Annotated in this window: 16 protein-coding genes; 9 read left to right on the top strand and 7 right to left on the bottom strand. The window is 42.7% G+C overall.

All coding sequences use genetic code 11. The features are described 5' to 3' along the window. Together AZ66_RS18350 and AZ66_RS18355 are read left to right on the top strand one after the other, a co-directional pair. Positions 1–815, top strand: an 815-nt coding sequence (locus AZ66_RS18350; RefSeq protein WP_044356157.1) for a divalent metal cation transporter, incomplete at its 5' end; no start/stop codon positions are given. Positions 816–1046: 231 nt separating this feature from the next. Continuing rightward, positions 1047–1574 carry a DUF4241 domain-containing protein gene (locus AZ66_RS18355; RefSeq protein ID WP_044356158.1) on the top strand — a complete coding sequence of 176 codons (528 nt, stop codon included), beginning with the start codon at positions 1047–1049 and terminating at the stop codon, positions 1572–1574. Positions 1575–1747: 173 nt separating this feature from the next. On the opposite strand, the gene AZ66_RS18360 is transcribed toward AZ66_RS18355, so the two are convergent. Continuing rightward, a complete protein-coding gene (locus AZ66_RS18360) occupies positions 1748–2152 on the bottom strand; it encodes a winged helix-turn-helix transcriptional regulator (protein WP_044356159.1) in 405 nt (134 codons plus the stop codon). 195 nt (positions 2153–2347) lie between these two features. Between AZ66_RS18360 and ahlS the strand changes: the two genes are divergently transcribed. Then, complete coding sequence (gene ahlS, locus AZ66_RS18365) at positions 2348–3196, top strand: AhlS family quorum-quenching N-acyl homoserine lactonase (RefSeq protein WP_044356160.1); 849 nt, start codon at positions 2348–2350, stop codon at positions 3194–3196. A gap of 124 nt (positions 3197–3320) precedes the next feature. Here the strand turns inward: ahlS and AZ66_RS18370 are convergent, their stop codons facing one another. Further along, positions 3321–3752 (bottom strand): VOC family protein, encoded by a 432-nt coding sequence (locus AZ66_RS18370; RefSeq protein WP_044356161.1) that lies wholly within the window; start codon positions 3750–3752, stop codon positions 3321–3323. 183 nt (positions 3753–3935) lie between these two features. Here AZ66_RS18370 and AZ66_RS18375 point away from each other — a divergent pair, with 183 nt between their 5' ends. After that, entirely contained in the window at positions 3936–5168 is a 1233-nt protein-coding gene (locus AZ66_RS18375) for a copper amine oxidase N-terminal domain-containing protein (RefSeq protein ID WP_052648635.1), read from the top strand. 180 nt (positions 5169–5348) lie between these two features. After that, positions 5349–5519 (top strand): DUF3934 family protein, encoded by a 171-nt coding sequence (locus AZ66_RS30775; protein WP_082061648.1) that lies wholly within the window; start codon positions 5349–5351, stop codon positions 5517–5519. A gap of 254 nt (positions 5520–5773) precedes the next feature. Here the strand turns inward: AZ66_RS30775 and AZ66_RS18380 are convergent, their stop codons facing one another. From AZ66_RS18380 to AZ66_RS18400, 5 genes are all read right to left on the bottom strand, one after another. After that, a complete protein-coding gene (locus tag AZ66_RS18380) occupies positions 5774–6553 on the bottom strand; it encodes a response regulator transcription factor (RefSeq protein WP_044356164.1) in 780 nt (259 codons plus the stop codon). After that, on the bottom strand, positions 6531–8246 hold the full coding sequence (locus AZ66_RS18385; protein ID WP_044356165.1) for a sensor histidine kinase: 1716 nt from the start codon (positions 8244–8246) through the stop codon (positions 6531–6533). The genes AZ66_RS18380 and AZ66_RS18385 overlap by 23 nt, the downstream gene beginning before the upstream one ends. A gap of 219 nt (positions 8247–8465) precedes the next feature. Next, the gene (locus tag AZ66_RS18390) at positions 8466–10121 is read right to left on the bottom strand and encodes an ABC transporter permease (protein WP_021261118.1); all 1656 of its coding nucleotides are present in this window, start codon (positions 10119–10121) and stop codon (positions 8466–8468) included. Then, on the bottom strand, positions 10118–11224 hold the full coding sequence (locus tag AZ66_RS18395; protein ID WP_044356166.1) for an ABC transporter ATP-binding protein: 1107 nt from the start codon (positions 11222–11224) through the stop codon (positions 10118–10120). The genes AZ66_RS18390 and AZ66_RS18395 overlap by 4 nt, the downstream gene beginning before the upstream one ends. Before the next feature lie 103 nt (positions 11225–11327). Then, complete coding sequence (locus AZ66_RS18400; RefSeq protein WP_021261116.1) at positions 11328–12347, bottom strand: ABC transporter substrate-binding protein; 1020 nt, start codon at positions 12345–12347, stop codon at positions 11328–11330. Positions 12348–12679: 332 nt separating this feature from the next. Between AZ66_RS18400 and AZ66_RS18405 the strand changes: the two genes are divergently transcribed. Genes AZ66_RS18405 through AZ66_RS32835 form a run of 4 tightly spaced genes read left to right on the top strand, consistent with a single transcriptional unit; the run spans position 12680 to position 16191 of the window. Next, positions 12680–13645: a HamA C-terminal domain-containing protein gene (locus AZ66_RS18405; RefSeq protein ID WP_231586940.1), complete on the top strand. Its 966-nt coding sequence runs from the start codon at positions 12680–12682 to the stop codon at positions 13643–13645. After that, positions 13638–14174 carry a hypothetical protein gene (locus AZ66_RS32830; protein ID WP_231586941.1) on the top strand — a complete coding sequence of 179 codons (537 nt, stop codon included), beginning with the start codon at positions 13638–13640 and terminating at the stop codon, positions 14172–14174. The genes AZ66_RS18405 and AZ66_RS32830 overlap by 8 nt, the downstream gene beginning before the upstream one ends. Next, positions 14126–15829, top strand: coding sequence for a DEAD/DEAH box helicase (locus tag AZ66_RS18410; RefSeq protein ID WP_231586943.1), 1704 nt, complete (start codon positions 14126–14128; stop codon positions 15827–15829). The genes AZ66_RS32830 and AZ66_RS18410 overlap by 49 nt, the downstream gene beginning before the upstream one ends. Then, positions 15817–16191 (top strand): hypothetical protein, encoded by a 375-nt coding sequence (locus tag AZ66_RS32835; RefSeq protein WP_231586942.1) that lies wholly within the window; start codon positions 15817–15819, stop codon positions 16189–16191. Before AZ66_RS18410 ends, AZ66_RS32835 begins: the two co-directional genes overlap by 13 nt. Positions 16192–16465 lie beyond the last annotated feature (274 nt).

Genomic DNA, 16465 nt, shown 5'->3' on the forward strand with positions numbered 1-16465 from the left:
TGATTGCAACGATTCTTGTTGTTTTCCTGTATGAAGTCATTATTGCTCAACCAGATGTGGCTCAAATGCTTGGAGGTTTCATTCCAAGAACGGAGATTGTATTTAATGATGGAGCATTGTTTATCGCGCTAGGTATCGTTGGCGCCACGGTAATGCCGCACAATTTATATTTGCATTCGTCGATTGTGCAGGCACGCCAATATGATCGTGGAGATCGGAAATCGCTCAAAGAAGCGGTCAAATTTGCGACGATCGACTCCAATATACAGCTAACCGTTGCGTTTGTGGTGAACTGCTTACTGCTTATTCTAGGTGCATCTTTGTTCTTCGGTTACAGTGGCTCCTTGGATACACTGGGGCAGTTATACCGTGCATTGAATGACAGCTCCATTGTCGGTGCGATTGCCAGCCCTGTACTGAGCGTATTGTTTGCCGTCGCTCTGCTGGCATCAGGCCAAAATTCAACGATCACAGGAACCTTATCCGGGCAGATCATTATGGAAGGCTTCATCCATATGAAAATGCCGTTGTGGGCTAGACGGATGATTACTCGCCTTGTGGCCATTATCCCGGTTGTTGTATGTATTCTCGTGTTCGGGAGTACGGAATCTGTAGTCGAGAAATTATTGATCTATTCACAAGTATTTCTAAGCGTCGCATTGCCGTTTTCCATCATTCCTTTGACCCTCTTTACGAGCGATGAGAAACTGATGGGGGAATTTAAAAACAAGTTATGGGTCGTTATTCTCGCCTGGGTCACTTCCATAGTATTAACGATTCTCAATATCTGGCTTATTATTACGACATTCCAATAGTATTGCATAACATGAAGGCTGCAAGCCTAAGAACCCGATGGTGACACGATAAGCGTGCTCCTCTCGGGTTCTTTGCGTTTAGGTTGCATAGAGGAGAAAAAAAGAAATAGTAGAAAGGACGAATAAGCCAGTCTCTACCTCATTTACTTTTGAAAAGGATACGACTAGCAAATATCGAATATATGACGTAATAACAATATACACATAGAGAGATTTGAGGGAGGAGAAACGATGTACAAAGTATTAGGGCAATTTGAAGTCACCTCCGGGAAACTGGTTGTATCCGATCCATGCTATGACTTGAATGAGAATACGATCATTATGGGTGTGCTGGACGATGTGCTGAATGGAGCATGGAGCGCATATGTAAGCAAGACGGAGGTTCAAGATTGGGGAGAGGCTTGTGCCAAGCTTATTGCTTGTCATAGCTCGGTTGCTGATAAGAAGGAGACCCTTGAATGGGTGAAAGGGAACTTCATTGTAGGCGTGGATAGCGGACAGGCTGGAATCTTTGACGTGAGCAAGTATCGAATTCCAGATGCCGATGCAGATAGTATAGAACCCAATGATACGGATAGCGACTGGTACTTAGCTTGTTGTGATATTACAGAGAGCGGTGAAGAGGCCGGTGTGCTGGATGGTGGTGTTGTTTCTCGGACCGGATTTGGCGATGGAGCGTATGCGGCGTATTATGCTGTCAATGGGCAAAGTCAGATCAGTGGAGTTAAGATTATTTTCATTAAAGACGCAGATTTATGAGAAATAACGGCAGCAACTACTTGAACGGGTTTTCGTAAAATGTCTGCTGTTAAAGGGTAAGGGGAGCTAACAAAGAGCAAGCATAATGATATTCCGCAGGAGATGGAACGTCATTATGCTTGTTTTTTTCATATCTGTATCTTACGAATCTTACAGTTATTATTTATATAACTTTAATTTGTGGAAGATTGAGAGTCTTTTTCATTCGCCAGATCATACGCAGCTCTTGACGCTTCGACACTTGCATAATGAGCCCTTGCCCATTGCCTTAGCTCTTTCATTGGCTGAAGCAAGGATTCGCCTAGGGGCGTTAGCGAGTATTCAACGGCCGGAGGCACGGTTGGTGTAATATGTCGTTGAACCAGCCCATCCCGTTCCAGCTGCCGTACTGTCTGCGTCAGCATTTTTTTGGAGATTCCCTCGATTCTCCTTCCCATTTCCCCATATCGGATGCTTCCGTTCTCCAATGCATAAATGACGAGTGAAGTCCATTTGTTCGAAATGATTTCAAGTATTCTGCTATAGCCGCAACTTGCCAACGAGATGTCAGGGTGCTTTGTTGTGGGTGAAGATGTCAAATGATCTCCCTCCTATGCACCTTGAAGTACCCTGGATACTAAAAAGTGCCTACTTTTGTAATTTTAGTTTATAAAATATATTATTGTATGTCTATATCAACGGAATAGGCGCCATTCTTAGTCATAAAGTAATAGGGACTTCGAATGAAAACACATGTAGGTGAAAACATAGCTGTTTAATGGGAGGAAATGAAGATGACAAATGTGATCAAGGCTCGTCCGAAGCTGTATGTGATGGATAACGGCCGCATGAGCATGGATAAGAACTGGTTGCTTGCCATGCATAATCCGGCTACGGTTCTGAATCCGAATGCGGCGACCGAATTTGTGGAGTTTCCTATCTATACGGTGTTAATTGATCATCCAGAAGGCAAGATTCTGTTCGATACAGCTTGCAATCCGAATGGAATGGGCAAGGAGGGCCGGTGGGCTGAATCGATACAAATGCTTTTTCCGTGGAAAGCGAGTGAGGAATGTTATCTGCATAATCGACTGGAACAGTTGAACGTATCTCCTCAGGATATCAAGTATGTAGTGGCTTCTCATTTGCATTTGGATCATGCAGGATGCCTGGAATTGTTTACGAATGCGACCATTATCGTTCACGAGGATGAGCTGAACGGAGCTTTGCAAACGTATGCCCGCAACGAAAAAGAAGGGGGCTACATATGGGCCGACATCGATGCTTGGATCAAAAATAACCTACAGTGGAAAACGATCAAACGGACAGAGGATCAATTGGAACTGGCCGAGGGTATTACGCTGCTGAACTTCGGAAGTGGGCATGCTTGGGGTATGCTGGGCTTGCAAATCAACTTGCCGGAAACGGGGGGGATCATCCTTGCTTCCGATACCATTTATACGGCAGAGAGTTACGGCCCACCGGTGAGACCGCCAGGCAATCTGTATGACTTGCTTGGATACCGGAGTACGGTCGAGCGTATCCGTACGCTTGCGACACGAACGAACTCCCAAGTATGGTTCGGGCATGATGCCAATCAGTTCAAGGGGTTTCGGAAGTCAACAGAAGGATACTACGAGTAAGTGTTGAAAATATAGGATTCATCATTTCAATGAAGTGATGAGGGGAGTGGTGCCGCGCCGTATCATTCTCCATTTGAATGCTAGTAAAAAAGGAGTTCATCCGATGATGAACTCCTTGCTTCTTTTAAAAGGACAACATTGCCCCTCGCTCGTCAAACACGGAATCTGGATTCCAAGCGACTTCCCAATAGTTGTTCTCTGGATCTGCGAAGTAAGCAATTCTTCCTCCCCAGAAGGCATCGCTCGGTTCGCGGAGAATGTGTGCACCTGCAAGTCTAATTTGCTCAATGGTGGAATCGACTTGTTCAGGGGCATCGACATTGATAGCGAACGTGACTCCACGGAACACATTTGTCTTCTTCGGCACTTCAACTCCTGCATCTTCCGCCAGCTTCTCGATTGGGAACAGCGAGAGAATGACCCCTGCCGTCTTGAATACGGCATATTCATCCGAGCTTATTTCCGTTTCTGCCCATCCTAGCCGCTGATAAAAGGCTCTTAGGGAAGGCAAATGATATGCGCCAATCGTGAGAAGACTTACTCGCTGCGGTACCATATGTACGCCTCCTAGCAAGGTAATAGATATCCTCATTGTATCCCAATCATAAATTCAACTTCAATTCTAGGACCTTAGGTGATATGCACCATACAGAAATGGGTCTTGTTGCCAATTGCTCTGCACTTTATAATCTCCTTGTATGTCAGAACTACAAAGAGAAAAGCCGAGGTAATATATCCTATGAAGAGATTGCTTTTGTACATGACAGTTATATGTATAGGGATGAGTGTTGGATCCAATATCCCTAACGTCTATGCTTCTTCACTTCGAGTCGAGGTGGATGGTAGGGAAGTAGCCTTCCCGGACGAACTGCCTTATGTGGACGCTGCTACCAACCTGACCATGGTTCCTGCCAAGTTCGTGTCCGAGAAGCTTGGCGCAACCGTGAAGTGGAATAGGCCGCAGAACCAGATTCTATTTACTTATAAAAATGATACGATTGCGCTGAGGTTTGGAGAAAATCATGCCATCGTAAACGGGGGAACCGTAACTTTCGGTGGGGGCGCTCTGCTCAAAAACGGCCGCACAATGGTTCCCCTGCGCTTCATCAGCGAGGCCTTTCATGCTCAAGTGGAATGGCAGCCGAAGCGGAATCAGGTTAGCATCATGACGGCTGTCAGCAATGTACCGAAGGGGACATGGATATGGGACAGCCAAGTGATTGTAAGGGATTCAGACAAGGCGATAAGCTTTGCTAAAGAGCGCAATGTGACTACCATCTACCTTCAAATTAATACCGATATGGCCCCGGCGATCTATGAAAGCTTTGTTCGCAGCGCCAAGGAACAGGGGATTCAAGTAGAGGCACTAGAGGGACGACCCGAATGGGCTTATAAGAAAAACCAGGATAAGATAAAAAAATTCATTGCTTGGGTCAACGTCTACAATGCGTCCGTCGAAGCGGAGGCAAGGTTTGCGGGACTACATTTCGATATTGAGCCTTACCGCTTAAGCGAATGGAAGAAAGACAATAAGGTGCTTTTGGAAGGCTGGATGGACAACTTGCGACTGATCGAGAAGGAAACCAAGGGGAACGATCTCCAAATTACGATGGACGTTCCGTATTGGCTGAATACGATCAAAGTGCCGGGGACGGATTACAGCATGAGCGCATGGCTTTTGGAGAAATTCGATTGCCTGGTAATCATGAATTATCGCAATCATGCGTTAGGCAAAAATGGAATTGTGGAAAATGCGCAGGCGATGCTGAGAGAAGCTTCCACGCTGAAAAAGAAAATTGTCATTGCCGTGGAGACAGTAAAAAGTTCGGAGGGTCCACGGACATCATTTTACTCCATGAGCAGCGAAACGATGGAAAAGGAGCTGCAAGCCGCTCATAACCAATTAACACGCTATATGAGCTATGCTGGATTTGCTGTTCATGATTTTAAAAGTTGGCAGGCTATGAAATAAGAACTAGCTTTTGACAGGGTTATTATTACGTGTCACTTCCATATATTGCAATGGTGAGGGGACTTTGATTCTAATGCTTAGCTTTGATATAGTTAGCTCTTAGGTCGTAAATTAAGGATTAAGGATTAAAACCACCCAGGTACAGGGAACTCTATATACAAACAATCGTGGAGTGATTATATGAGCAAAGCTAAGGGTAAAGGCGGAACAGGCAGAGGAACGGACAAAAAGGGCTGGACTAGATGGCAAGCTAGTGAAAGAAGAGCAAAAAACAAACCAAAACCTTACACAAGCAAAGGCACTAAAAAAGGGCCAAAGTCGGATGGCGCAAAGAGCACAAGCAGTAAGTAATAAAGGATAAAGAGTATGGTTCGTTAGATAGAAACGTGCACTTTTATTAGAGTCATCAGCAATTTTCAAAATGTGATTAACATCTAAATGAAAAAAATGAGAGAACACCTCTTTTTCTAGCATGGTTTGCACGTAGCAATTCCGAGCTGGCTGAATCACTCTCTCATGGGTGGAAGAGAAGCAGCGCGTGCTTGTGAAGAACGGCATGCGCTGCTTCTTGCTTGTTATTGTTATTCGTCATCCTTGGATTCAACCTAACTACTATAGAATTCTTGGTACTGGCTCGGCGTGACGTGGGCGTACTTTTTGAAAATGCTGATGAAGTACTTGTAGTCGCTGAAGCCAATATCGTGTGCAATGTTGTAAACTTTGTTGTCGCCTGATTTCAGCAGGTCGATCGACTTTTGGATGCGATATCGGTTCAGGAACTCGTTGAACGTATAGCTCGTCTCAGCTTTGAATTTCTGATTCAAGTAGTAGGCACTCAAGTCGAGCTGCTCCACAAGATCGTGGATGCTGATTTTCTTCGCATAATTCTCCTGCACGTACGCGATCATTTGCGATACATACTTCGAAGTTTTCGTTTCTTTCTCCATAAATTTGCTGTTCAGTATCTCTTCGGCTTCTTGCGGATGATTCGAAATGACCTCATATTTGCGCTGCAAATCGACCTTCGTCTTGGCCGATTCTAGGGCAGCGATCAATTGATCGTCCTCCAGCGGCTTCACGAGGAATTCGGTTACTCCCAATTGCAGTGCCTGCTTGGCAAGATGAAACTCATTATAGCCGGAAATAATAATGCTGCTGAACGTATGCTGCTGCAAGCCCTCACGTATCATGGAGATGCCGTCCATAATGGGCATGTTAATATCCGTGATGACGATATCCGGTTTAAGCTCGCAAATTTTCTCATAACCGTCCTGTCCGTTCAGCGCTTCTTCTATCACGATGCAATCATACTGCAGCCAATCGATGCTGAAGCGTATGCCTCTGCGAATCATATCTTCATCTTCAACTAGCAGAACCTTGAACATCGCCTTCACTCCATTCGTAAGGAATTGTTAGTGTTATACAAGTGCCAGTCCCTTGCTTGCTGTTGATGTGGATGCCGGATTCCTCGCCGTAGAGAAGCACTAAGCGGCGGTGAACATTGTAGAGCCCGATATGCTGTGTCGTATTGTTTTGGCTGTGCAGGATTCGGTTCACCTTCAGCAGTGTCTCCGCGTCCATGCCTTTTCCGTTGTCGCATACTTCCAGCATCAGCTTCCCGTCAGAAGGGTAGATGCGGATTTCGATAAGCACATTGCTTTGATTTTGGTAACCATACTTGATAGCGTTTTCAATGATTGGCTGCAGCAGCAGCTTAGGCACGTATACATGATTGGTTTCCTCTTCGACGGTAATGCGGTATTCCAGCCGCTCATTGAACCGGATTTGCTGCAGCTTCAAGTAGTCCCGCACATAATTCATGTCATCCTTCAGTTGGACGCTCCGATCATTGCCGATGCTGTATCGCAGCAGTCTCGACAGCAGCATAACGATTTGCTGCGCTTGATTGGCGTCCATCTTAATGGCGTATCGCAGCGTCTCCAATACGTTGAAAATGAAATGCGGATGAAACTGCGATTGCAGCTGCTTGACCTCGATAATCGTGCGTAGCTCGGACAGCTCTTTATTTTTCATCATCAATTCCTTCAACCGGTCCAGCATGACATTGTACTCATCGCCGAGTATCTCGAACTCATCATTCGTGTGAATATCGACATAGCCGTTGAAATTCCCTTCGCGCAGTTGGGTCAAGGCCAGAATTAATTTATCGACCGATTCGGAATTGCGGGCAGACATTTTGTTCGATAGGAAATGAATAATGACCCATAGCAGCAGGCTGGCAGCGAGAATAAAGACAGACACCGTGTAGTAGGTGTATTGCTCTGACTTGTAGGAATTGAGCGTGACCACTTGAATCGGTGTGCCTGGTATGCGCTTGGTATACATGTAGTACGTACCGTTGTTCAACAGAACATGTCCTTGCTTGTCCAGCTTAGGACTGAATTTGTTCAATACGCCCTTGGTGACATTGCTGGTAGTGGCAATGATCGTGTTATGCTCGTCCGTGATCATCGCAATCTCATTGTTTTGTTCGAAAATGAGCTTCTGCATGTCAGATTCGTAGAGCTGGTAGATGATATAGCCAATCGTCTGCTTGTCCTTGACGATCGCTTTGCCGAACGTGTAGCTTGTGTCGCGATCATGGGAATAGCGGAAGCTGTTCATTTCAGTCAGCGTGTTGCCAGATTTCTGTTCAATCCGGTTGATGAGATTGCCGAAGGCGAAGCTGTTGTAGAGTGCATCCGGCGAATCGGAGCTGGCTCGGAAGATGCCGTCTATGTCGACGATATGGAAGATGCTCTTCACCTTTTGCCGATTATTGAAGTCATAGAATTCGGAATATACTTTGTCGCTGCCTAATCGTGTAGTCAGATATTTCGTCACGGCAGGTGAGATAGCCATCCGATTGATTTCCTCGTGATACTGTTGAAACACCTCCGCCATAGATTTACTGATCGACTCGGCGGCCTCCGTCGTTTTTTGCGTCAAATTCATCCTTCCATTAATGATCGTAAAGATGAAAAACAGCACGATCAAAATCAAAAACGGAATCACCGCATACAGCTGAAATAAGTGACGGGTTGACTCCTTGAAGGTGCGAATCTTTTTCTGTTCCATGTCTCCCTCCAGTGTCGGTAAGCCCTTTCATTCCATATTATACTGGTTCGCTGTCGAAAGAAGATCATCCAAATACAACCAAGCCGGCCCTCCAGATGAGGTACCGACTTGGTGTTTGTGCAATGCTATTAAAATGTTTGATCAAACAGGTCGATTTTCAGCACCGAGTTACTTCCTGTGTAACATCGTGATCAAAGGCGGACTTTTTGAACGCCTCTCTTATAGGGAGACTTCCTTTTGTCCGGACAACTTCAGGAAGACGAGCAGCGAAATGACTGTGATGACGGTTAGGATTGTAGATAGTGCTGCTGCCACGCCATAGTTGCCGCGAATAACTTCGGTATAAATGGCTACCGTAACGGTCTTCGTCTTACCTGTATACAAGATGATCGAGGTACTTAATTCAGTAATGATTGTGATCCAGCTTAGAATTGCACCGGAGACAACGCCCGCGAGCATCATCGGCAGTGTAATCTTGAAGAATGTCTTCATCTGAGAAGCGCCCAAGCTGATTGCGGCTTCCTCAATACCGCCGTTAATTTGATGCAAAATGGCTGCGCTGGAACGAATCGTATAAGGCAAACGCCGGATGACGAACGAGATAATCATAATGAATGCTGTTCCGCTCAGTGCCAGCGGCTTATCGTTGAACGTAATCAACAAGGCGATACCTAAGATAGAACCAGGAACGATGTAAGGGAACATCGTGAAAATATCGATTGTGTTCGTTAATGCATTCTTTCTGCGAACGGTTACGTAAGCAATCAGAATCGCAAGCAGGATAATGATGACGAGCGACACGATAGCCAGGATGAACGTGTTCGTAATGACACCGCCGATGCTACTGAAAGCATTCTGATAGCTTTGCAGTGAGAAGCCATCAACGAAGACGCGGCCGTTCGATTTCAAGAATGAAGTATAGATGACGTACAATTGTGGCAGCAGCGCGATTAACGTATACAGATAGATGACAGCATGCGCCGCGATGTTGCCGATGCCTTTTTTCTTCTTCGCTTCAAGCGGGTGCAAAGCACTCATTGTGATGGACTTGCGGTTGGCGATGAACTTTTGCATCAGGAAGACTGCTGTTGCGAACAATACAACGATGACACTGATTGCGGCAGCAAAGCCGTCGTCGCCGCCAACTTCACTGATGAACTCGGTAAAGATCAAGACAGGAACGGTCTTGTAGCCTTCACCGATCAGCATCGGCGTACCGAAATCGGCCAGCGCGCGCATGAATACGAGCAGCCCGCCTGCGAGCAAGGTTGGTGTGATGAGCGGGAGCAGTACCTTGCGCATCTTGTTGATGCCCTTGTAGCCCATGCTCTCTGCCGCTTCCATAAGCGATTGGTCAACATTTTTGAGTGCCCCGGATACGTACATGAAGATAAGAGGCACCATTTGCAGGGTCAAGACAACTAATATACCGGTAAAGCCATATATGTCAGGCATTTGGAAGCCAAATGTATTGCTGACGAATTTGGTAATGACGCCGTTTCTTCCGAGCAGGAGAATCCAAGAGTAAGCTCCGATGAACGGGGCTGACATGGACGAGAGCAGAATCAAAATCCGAATCGTTGAGTCCCCTTTAATCTTAACGGTAGCCATTATATAGGCTAGCGGTGTTGCGATGAGCGCCGCAAGGGCGGTTACGCTGACGGTAACTTTAATACTGTTGAATAGTGCATTGGTGTAATACGGCTTGCTGAAAAACTTCACGAAGTAGGCGAGTGAGAAATCGCCTGTTGTACCGTTGAAAAAGCTTTTGAACAGCATCGTAAACAAAGGCAAGGCTAGGAACAAAAGATAGAAACCAAATATTAGGAACGAAATGTTAGTCCAGACGTCAAATCGTTTGCGCGTCCCCCTCATAGTTGACCGCCCCTTGTATAGTTCAATTCACCTGCAGCATCGTAAACATTGATTTTTTCCTTTTTCACCTTCAAATGAATGACTTGGCCAGGATCAAGAATCTGTGTTGTCTTCGATTCCTGTGTAATTTCCACGCGCTGACCGGATTCCAGATCGACGAAGTAATGTGTGTTCTGCCCCAAAAAGACGCTGTGCACGATGGTTGCCTTCATGCCCGTCTGATCCTCAGTAATGACGAATTCCTCTGGGCGAACCGAAATTTTGACATTCAATTCATTTTGTTTCGTTGAAGCCGGAAGCTGAATGTTCGAGAGCTCTTCTAAATACCCTGAACCAAAGTTCACCTTATAGCTGTCGCCCTGACGTGTCATGCTGCCTTCGATAATATTCGTGCGGCCGATGAATGTAGCTACGAACACGTTGGCTGGGCGTTGGTAGATTTCTTGCGGTGTACCCAAATGTTGAATGACGCCTGACTTCATAACCGCGATGCGATCGGATACAGCCATAGCCTCTTCCTGATCGTGTGTTACATACACCGTTGTAATGCCGACTTCGCGTTGAATTTCCTTAATCGCGTTCCGCATATCGACACGGAGCTTCGCATCAAGGTTGGACAACGGTTCGTCCATGAGCAGTACATCCGGGTGGATGACGATTGCACGGGCAAGCGCGACACGCTGCTGTTGTCCACCGGACAGGTTCTTCGGCATACGATCTTTATATTGCTCGATTTGTACGACCTTGAGGATATCTTCTACTTTGTCATTGATTTCGGCCTTGGACAGCTTGCGGTTCTCTAGACCGAACGCAATATTTCCCTTAACGGTAAGGTGAGGGAAGATGGCATAGCTCTGGAACACCATCCCGATATTCCGCTTGCCTGGCTCAACCTGATTAATGACGCGCTCATTGAAGTTGATGGTTCCGCCTTCAATGCTGTTGAAGCCAGCAATCATGCGCAGAAGTGTCGTTTTGCCGCACCCGGAAGGACCGAGAAGCGTGAAGAATTCACCTTTCTTGATCTCCAAGGACAACTCTGGAATGACGGTCGTATCGCCGTATTTTTTGACTAGGTCTTTTATTTTTATTGTTACGCTCATTGTTGTCACCTAACCTTTTTATAGGTAGTCAAAAAGTCCGATAATCAAAAGTGGTGCTGAGAACCGGACTTTTTGACACGCATATTTTGATTCTGAAAACCGATTATTTGCTTGTGAATACAGAGATGTAACGCTCTACGATTTCGGATTTATGTGCACTCACGTAGTCTGTATCTTCGTCAATCATGTTGATCTTGTCGAGTGGCGTCATGTAGTCGCCGAGCTGCGTATCCTTGCGAAGCGGACGGTTCGTCAATTGTGTGCCGAATGCATCTTGCGCTTCCTTGGACAGGATGAAGTCGATGAACTTCTTCGCATTTTCCATGTGTGGTGCGTCCTTAATAATGGCGGATGCTGCATCCAAGAATACGGCGCCTTCCTTCGGATACACGACTTCTACGGGTGCACCGTTTCTCACATACGTGTTAGAAGGATCTTCGTAGGTCAAGCCAACAATATACTCGCCGTCCGCGACACTCTTATGAACTGCACCGGAACCGCTTGCAATCTTGCCGTCGAGGTTCTCGATCAGCTTGCTGACATAATCCCAGCCCTTTTGATTTTCATAGTCGCCGCCCATAGCTTTCAGCATGTTCGTAAGCTGAGCGAAGGCGGAGCTGGAGCTTGCCGGGTCAGCAGATGCAATTTTGCCTTTCAGCTTCGGATTGAGCAAATCTTCATAACCCTCAATTTTGATATCGCCGATCAGGTTCTTGTTCACAAGCAGCACGCTGCCGTCTGAAACAAACGGAGTTGCGAAGCCTGTCTTATTGCGATGGCCTTCAATCAAGTTCGCATCTTCTGGAGATACGTAAGGCTCATACAGGTCAGCATGCTCGCGGTAGCCCGCCATGGAGCCGCCGAACATAACGTCCGCGTAAGGATTTTTCTTTTCAGACTGTAGACGCTTAACAATTTCCCCTGTACCAGCTGTTACGAGCTCAACCGTAATGCCTGTTTTCTTTTCAAACATTGGGATGATCGTCTTGATGATTTCTTCGCTGTTCGGACTGTAAATGACCAATTTATTGGATGAACCCGAATCCGATTCACTGCCGCCACAACCGCTTAACACTCCGACAAACATCATGCAAGCCGCTAGCATCAAAGAAAGCCTTTTCATTTGTATATTCCCCCTTGAGCAATGTTCATTGCGTTGTGAGTCTATTGTAGCAAGTATGGTACCGCTTACAAATCCCACAATCCGCAAACATCGTCTAAAATTCGCAAGTGAATTTGAGAGATAGCATTGAATAAAAGGATTTTTTAGTGATTGGAATAAGGCTAAGTCCGCAAACCATAATTCATACAGCAATCCTCATCGAAATTTATATTTTGAGGAATTTGTTGAAATTCTTATATATAGAAGGGTCTTGGAAGGAATTGTCGAATATATGTGCTATAAAGGACTTATTTACTAATTAGGTACTATATACCTAGAGAGGGATGTTTTTTTTGACTAATATAACTTTACAGTCTAATCTAGGCAAAAATATTGATTTATTATTGCGTGGTAATGGAAAGGAATTTGATGCTTATTTATCAGAAATTATATCAAAAGTGCCGGTGCCAGATACAAATGCAACATTACATTGTTACGTAGTTAATCACGATGGCAATGATAATCCTAGAGTAAACGATCTGGCACAAGCGGTTGCATTAAGAATGATTGATTACTGCATACCAAGGAGTGAAATAAAAAGAGCAAAAGAAAAAGATCAACAAGATAACACTACAGTTGAAGTAGCCAAACTAAAAATCAAGGCAAGAAAGCTATTTACTGATATAGAAAATACTGGGGAAGGAGGGGAGATGCTACTTTATATGTTGACTCAAGCATTTCTTAGAATTCCTCAGTTTTTATGTAAGATGCCGCTTAAAACTAGTTCGCAAATGCATTATCACGGGGCGGATGGAGTACATATTAAATACGATAATCAAACTCAGAAATTAGCACTATATTGGGGAGAATCTAAATTGTATTCATCAATAGAAGATGGATTATCAGCTTGTTTTGATAGTATAATGCCCTTTTTAATTGACACTGGTGGAACGGATTCTTCTCAATTTAGGGATTTGCAACTTATAACTGGAAATATCGATGTATTAGATGATGAACTTGAAGTTGCATTGCTTAATTATCTTGATCCTGACAGCCCCTTTTTTAATAAACTTCAATATAGAGGTATCTGTCTAGTGGGATTTGATGAGGAAAGCTATCCAAATTCCCCAAATCAAAAGACGATAGATCAAGTAATTAGTGAGGTTAAATTGAAATATGATGAATGGCAGAAAAAGGTGAGAAGGAGACTTAGGTCAAGGGAATCGCTCGACAGAATTATTATTGAGGTTTTTTTACTCCCGTTTCCCTCTGTGGGTAATTTTAGAAAGTCGTTTTTGGAGGAGTTAAAATATGTCTAAATCAGTTTTTCCAGAGAAATTGTACTCTATTTCAGGTTTTCAAAGAAAATACTTAGATCTAGTTATCTCCTCTGTAAAGAGGCAATTTAATAATATCGAACAGAGTAGTTCCAATATAGATTGGAACTATATGCTGTTATGCGCAAGTATTTTAGCGAAATCGGAAGAAGGAAAGCATCTTGACGCGGCTTTAAGGATTTCTCAATTTTGTATGGTAAGTAATGAACTAGATGAAAACCAAAAAGTAGCAGCTGCAGTTGTACTAGATTCATTAACAAATTCTCCTGCAATCCAATTGGCGCTAGATAGAGAATACTTAAAAAATAATTATGAGAAGCAAATACCTTTACCCCTGCAATTGAATAGGGTGAATAGGCTTGTTGAATATTCAATTTTTAATCATAAAAAGAAACATATCAAAAAATCAATAAGTTTCAGTGGTCTGTTTATCACCATGCTCATAATTTCGATTGGGTTAGTATTTCTGCTCCGACTTCTGCAGGAAAATCTTATATTTTATTACGCTTAATAGAAGAGCAGTTCTTTTCATTAGAAAAAACTATTGGGGTATATATAGTGCCAACTCGCGCTTTAATTCAGCAAGTTGAGATTGATATTGTTGAAGCTTTTAATAATGCAGGCTTGAATAACGTAGCTATAAGTTCTATACCGTCATTAATAAAGGATTGGGATTGCAAACCGCAATTATATGTACTAACACAAGAAAGATTACTGTGGATACTTAATGAAGAACCGAATTTTATACCTAATATTGTTGTTATAGATGAGGCTCAAAAAGTTGGTGATGGTTCAAGAGGAATACTCCTACAACAAGCTATTGAAGAATTAACTCATAGATCTAAAAATACAAAGTTTTTATTCTCTAGCCCACTCACTGAAAATCCTGAAATTTTTCTAAATGATGCACCAAATGATATTTCAACAAAACCTGTTGCTTCTGAATATGTTGCAGTGAATCAAAATTTAATATGGGTTAATCAAATTCCCAAAAAACCATTAGAATGGGAAATGAATTTGTGTATAAATGAAGATACATATATATTAGGTAAATTTAATATAAGTTCGAGACCTTCGCATATAAGTATGAGACTACCATTAGTTGCATATGCTTTAGCTGATTTTTATGGAGGAAACTTATTGTATGCAAATGGTGCTGCGGAAGCAGAAAAGATGGCACTTCAGTTATGGAGCTTGCAAGGTAGTGAAAATGAAACAAGTGATACGGATCTTTTAAATCTTATTGAGTTGTCGTCGAAAACTATAAATAAAAAGTATTCTTTATGTACTGTGTTAAGTCGTGGAGTTGGATTTCATTATGGCAATATGCCATTACTTATTAAGAATGAGATTGAAAAGTTATTTAAAAGCGGGAAAATTAAATTCCTTGTCTGTACATCGACTCTAATTGAAGGTGTAAATTTACCTGCAAAATCAATATTTATTAGAGGACCTAAAAAGGGTCGAGGTAAACCTATGGGAGAAATGGACTTTTGGAATTTGGCAGGTAGAGCAGGTAGACAGGGAAAGGAATTTCAGGGGAATGTTGTATGTGTAGATCCTACTTCCAAAAAGGCATGGACTGAACCACCTCCAAGAAAAAGAAAAAAATATACAATAAGTAAAGCAGTAGACTATATTGTTGAGAACAATTCTAAAGATTTATTAGATTATATTGAATTAAGTGAAACCAAAGTAAAAGTAGATCTAAAACCAGAATTTGATTATGTATTTACATATTTTCTAGGAGAATATCTTAAAAATGAGTCATTTAAACACTTAGAGGGAAAGTATAGTTCTGATTTTCTGGTCAATCTAACAGGAATAGCAGATGATGTTCGATCAAAAATTGAAATTCCTTTAAAAATAATTAATAATAACCCGGGTATTAATCCATATGCTATGCAAAGACTTTTAGAGTATTTTCGTAATTATAGTGGTGAAATACAAGAACTTATACCATCTCTACCTGAGGATGAAAATGCGTTAACCAATTATTGTGATATTATTGGTATTATAAGTGAGTATCTGTCAGGGGATGTTCCACAATTAACATATCCTCATGCCTTATTGGTTTTGAATTGGTTAAGAGGTATGAGCCTCTCAAGAATAATTGATAGAAATTGGGGTTATTGGAGTAAAAAGGTAAAAAATTGGATACTGTGATACGTGATACAATGAGAGACTTGGAAGAATATGCACGGTTTAAATTTCTTAAGTACTCTTCATGTTACAATGATATATTACAATATTACCTTTATGAAATCGGTGATGGTTATCTAGCTGAACAAGTCCCTCAATTAAAACTTTGGCTTGAGTTTGGGGCTTCACAAAAGACCCAAATTTCTTTAATGGGTCTTGGTTTGTCACGTACCTCCGCAGTATTGATTTCTGAGTATATTACCAATGATTCAATGGAACCAGAGGACTGTATAAAATGGCTTCGGAGTATAGATATTGAAGTATTAGGTTTATCTCCTATTGTTGTTGAAGAAATTAACAGAATCATAAAAGTTTATGAATTATGAGATTTTATGAGTAAAGAAGAATGACTACTTTCAGAAGAATTGTGGAAATATTCTTGATATATAAGATATTGCATAACTTAAAATAACTTAAAGATATAAGTCCAAGTATATGTTTTTTGCTTGGACTTCTTTCATGCGTAAATGATTCGAAATATTAAATTGCATAGAAACCGATCAATAATAATTTAACGATAAACATTAAATTATTATTGAAATACATATATTTTCCTGTTATGCTCTAATCATCTTAACAAAGGAGCAGTAATCATATGAG

Origin of the sequence: Paenibacillus sp. E194 (genome assembly GCF_000935845.1) — a bacterium.
Classification (GTDB): Bacteria; Bacillota; Bacilli; order Paenibacillales; family Paenibacillaceae; genus Paenibacillus_B; species Paenibacillus_B alvei_B.

What these genes read in the sequence shown, in the direction of transcription:
- AZ66_RS18355 (WP_044356158.1), top strand. Translation starts at nt 1,047, where the DNA reads ATGTACAAAGTATTAGGGCAATTTGAAGTCACCTCCGGGAAACTGGTT.
- AZ66_RS18390 (WP_021261118.1), bottom strand. Translation starts at nt 10,121, where the DNA reads ATGAGGGGGACGCGCAAACGATTTGACGTCTGGACTAACATTTCGTTC.
- AZ66_RS32830 (WP_231586941.1), top strand. Translation starts at nt 13,638, where the DNA reads ATGTCTAAATCAGTTTTTCCAGAGAAATTGTACTCTATTTCAGGTTTT.
- AZ66_RS18400 (WP_021261116.1), bottom strand. Translation starts at nt 12,347, where the DNA reads ATGAAAAGGCTTTCTTTGATGCTAGCGGCTTGCATGATGTTTGTCGGA.
- AZ66_RS18380 (WP_044356164.1), bottom strand. Translation starts at nt 6,553, where the DNA reads ATGTTCAAGGTTCTGCTAGTTGAAGATGAAGATATGATTCGCAGAGGC.
- ahlS (WP_044356160.1), top strand. Translation starts at nt 2,348, where the DNA reads ATGACAAATGTGATCAAGGCTCGTCCGAAGCTGTATGTGATGGATAAC.
- AZ66_RS30775 (WP_082061648.1), top strand. Translation starts at nt 5,349, where the DNA reads ATGAGCAAAGCTAAGGGTAAAGGCGGAACAGGCAGAGGAACGGACAAA.
- AZ66_RS18375 (WP_052648635.1), top strand. Translation starts at nt 3,936, where the DNA reads ATGAAGAGATTGCTTTTGTACATGACAGTTATATGTATAGGGATGAGT.
- AZ66_RS18385 (WP_044356165.1), bottom strand. Translation starts at nt 8,246, where the DNA reads ATGGAACAGAAAAAGATTCGCACCTTCAAGGAGTCAACCCGTCACTTA.
- AZ66_RS18395 (WP_044356166.1), bottom strand. Translation starts at nt 11,224, where the DNA reads ATGAGCGTAACAATAAAAATAAAAGACCTAGTCAAAAAATACGGCGAT.
- AZ66_RS18370 (WP_044356161.1), bottom strand. Translation starts at nt 3,752, where the DNA reads ATGGTACCGCAGCGAGTAAGTCTTCTCACGATTGGCGCATATCATTTG.